General features: G+C 48.1%; 1 protein-coding gene. It reads left to right on the top strand.

What is annotated here, in order from left to right; translation table 11 throughout:
• The first annotated feature begins 186 nt into the window (after window positions 1–186).
• Window positions 187–2,925, top strand: a complete 2,739-nt coding sequence (locus Q0117_RS09990; RefSeq protein ID WP_297926222.1) for a M16 family metallopeptidase — start codon at window positions 187–189, stop codon at window positions 2,923–2,925.
• Window positions 2,926–3,002: the final 77 nt, after the last annotated feature.

Here is a 3,002-nt window from a genome sequence, read left to right as displayed (position 1 = left end):
AATTCCAAAAATTCCAAAAATTCCAAAAATTCCAAAAATTCCAAAAATTCCAAAAATTCCATTCCTCTCAATTCTGCAAGTAAAATCCCAAATCCTTGGCAAAATTCCATCCATAACAAAGCTCGCAAAATCATACTTTAAACTAGCTTTTGTTACAATCACAAGTTTTTAAATCCAAGGACAATTATGAAAAAGCTTATATTTTTTATCGCCACCCTGCTTTGCTCTTTGAGCCTTTACTCCGCAGACGCTAACCCGGATGCGCCGCTTAAGCTCGATCCTAGCGTTGTACACGGCGAGCTGGCAAACGGCGTGAAATTTTATATCCTCAAAAACGACGTACCGAAAAAAAGCGCGCTTTTTTACCTCGATGTAGCCGCGGGCAGCGTCGATGAAAATGACGACGAGCAGGGGCTTGCGCACTTCGTCGAGCATATGGCTTTCAACGGCAGCGAGCACTTCGATAAAAACGAGCTAGTTCATACCTTGCAGCGCCTGGGAGTAAAATTCGGCGCCGATCTAAACGCGCAAACGGGTTTTGAAAACACCACCTATAATATCCAAGCCCAGGTTAATGACGAGACGCTAAAGGACGTATTTTTGGTGCTGCAAGATTACGCGGGCGGCGTTAAATTTGACGAGAACGAGACGCAAAAGGAAAAGGGCGTCATCCTAGAGGAAGCCAAAAAAGACTTCGAAAGGCGCTTTTACGAAAAACGCGCCGCTTATCTGTATCCGGACTCCATCTTTGCAAGGCGCTTTCCGATCGGCAAAAACGAAATAATCTCGGGCGCTACGAGTGAGCAGCTAAAGAAATTCTACGCGCGCAACTATCTTCCGAGCGCTATCAGCGTAATCGTCGTGGGCGACGTGGACGTGGACAAGATAAAGGCGCTGATAGAGGGGCATTTCGGCTCTCTTAAGCCAAAAGGCGAGCGCATACCGCGAGATCTGCGCCTGCGCCCCTTTGAAGCGGGCTTTTCAAATATCTACGAAACCGAACTCGGCACCAATGTCGCCAGCGTGCTCTACGCGGGCAAATACGAGCCGCTTTCCACCGTGGGTGCGCTTAAAAACGCTTGGCTGCAAGTCTATGTCGCAAGCCTGATGAGCCTAGGTTACGACGCGATGAACGTAAATTCAAAAACGCCGCTTAAAGCCTATTTCGGCTCGGACGATCTGTTTAAAAGCCGCAGACTCTACAGCCTAAGCGCCAATATTTTCGACTTTGATACCAACGCGACGCTTAGCAGCCTTTTTAGCGCGATCAAAGGGGTGCGCGAGCACGGATTTCCCGCCGAGGATTTTGAAAGCGTAAAGGAGAGGCTTAAAAATAGCGTCGAAGCGGACCTGCTGAAAAACGATACGCAAAGTTCGCAGGTGGACGCGATCCTGGACTACGTGCAAAACGGAAATTTTAAGCTCAGCAAAAAAGACGAGCACGATCTAAGCCTTAAAATTTTAGACGAGATTACGCTTAAGGACGTGAATGAATTTTTCGTGCGGATCACGGACGGCGCGCACTTTACCGAGCTTATTTCTACTAAAAATTTAGGTCTTAGCGAGGCCGATGTAAATAAACTCTACGCAGACGCCGCCCCGTTTGATTTCAGCGGCGCGTCGCTCGGCAAAAAGGAGCTTGCGGGCGCAAATTTAAACCCTGCGAAATTTAGCGCGAAAAAGGGCAGCAGCGGCACTGAAATTTTAGAATTTCCTAACGGCGCAAAGGTCATTTTAAAGCCTCTTAAAAGCGAAAAAAATCGAGTCAAAATCGTAGCGGTTAGGCGCGGAGGCTACGCAAATCTCGGTAGGGCAAGGGGCGAAATTTTAACCTCGCTGCTAAACTCCGGCACGATCGGCAGCCTCAACGAATATGAAGCCAAACGCCTGACAGCGAAGTTCGATTACGCGCTTAAATTTAGAATGGACGATTCCACCAGCGGCTTTAGAGGAAGCAGCGCGAGCAAAGATCTACAGGCTATGGCGCGCGAGCTATACGCGAGATTTAGCGAGCCGCTAATCCACGAATCCGCGTTTGTGAAATACCAAACCGACGCACTCTCGGCGATAGCGCTGCGCGACGAGACGGCGCAGTTTAAATTTAGCGAGCAAATTTTAAAATCGCTCTACGCTGAGGGGCTTTCTCAAAAGCTGCCCCTAAGCGCTAGCGACGTAAAAAGCGCAAATTTAAGTGAGTTTCAAAAGGATGCAGATGAAATTCTATCGGGTGCGGGGGATTTTATCTTCATACTTAGCGGCGATTTTGATCCGAAAGCCGCGAAGGAAATTTTGGCCAAATACGTGGGAAATTTAAAGCCTTCCAAAGGGGGCGCCGCGCCTAAAATTTCAGCGCTTAAAACCGCAAACGGTACGCTTGAGCAAAACTACGGCGATAGCGATAAAAGCGAAGTGCAGATGATCTTTTTAAACTACGAGCCCGGGAATTTCGACTTTGCGAACACATATAAATTTCAAGCTCTAAGAAGCGTGGTCGATACGCGCATCGTCGAGCAGATCAGAGAGGCGCGCGGGCAAATTTACTCGGCGCTCGTAAGAAGCTCGTACGTGCAGTTCCCGCATATCGCCGCGAGCTTGAACGTCTCCTTTTCGTGCGAGCCGAAAAACACCGCCGCAGTCGTTGCGGAGGTGCGCGAAATTTTAAAACAGATCGAAAACTCGGGCGCGAAAGATAACGAACTGGCAAATTTCAAAAAAGCGCAAATTTTATCGACCAAAAGAGCTGCGCAGACGAATGATTTTTGGCTCGGCAACATCGCTGCAAACGCGCTTTACGGCTATCCGCTCTACGATGAAAAAAGCTACGCCTCAAGCGTGAACGCAGTAAAAAGCGCGGACGTGCAGGAAGCTGCAAGGATACTTCGCGAGCATCTATTTACGGCGATCTTAAATCCGAAGGAGCGTTGATGTTTGCTTCGTTTTTTAAAAGCAAAAAATGGGCATTTTGGGCATATTCCGGAATATTTTTTCTAATTGCGATCAAT

The organism is uncultured Campylobacter sp. (assembly GCF_937997535.1).
Classification (GTDB): domain Bacteria; phylum Campylobacterota; class Campylobacteria; order Campylobacterales; family Campylobacteraceae; genus Campylobacter_B.
The sequence above is the reverse complement of the archived record's forward strand: the minus strand, read 5'-3'. Positions and strand labels throughout refer to the sequence as shown.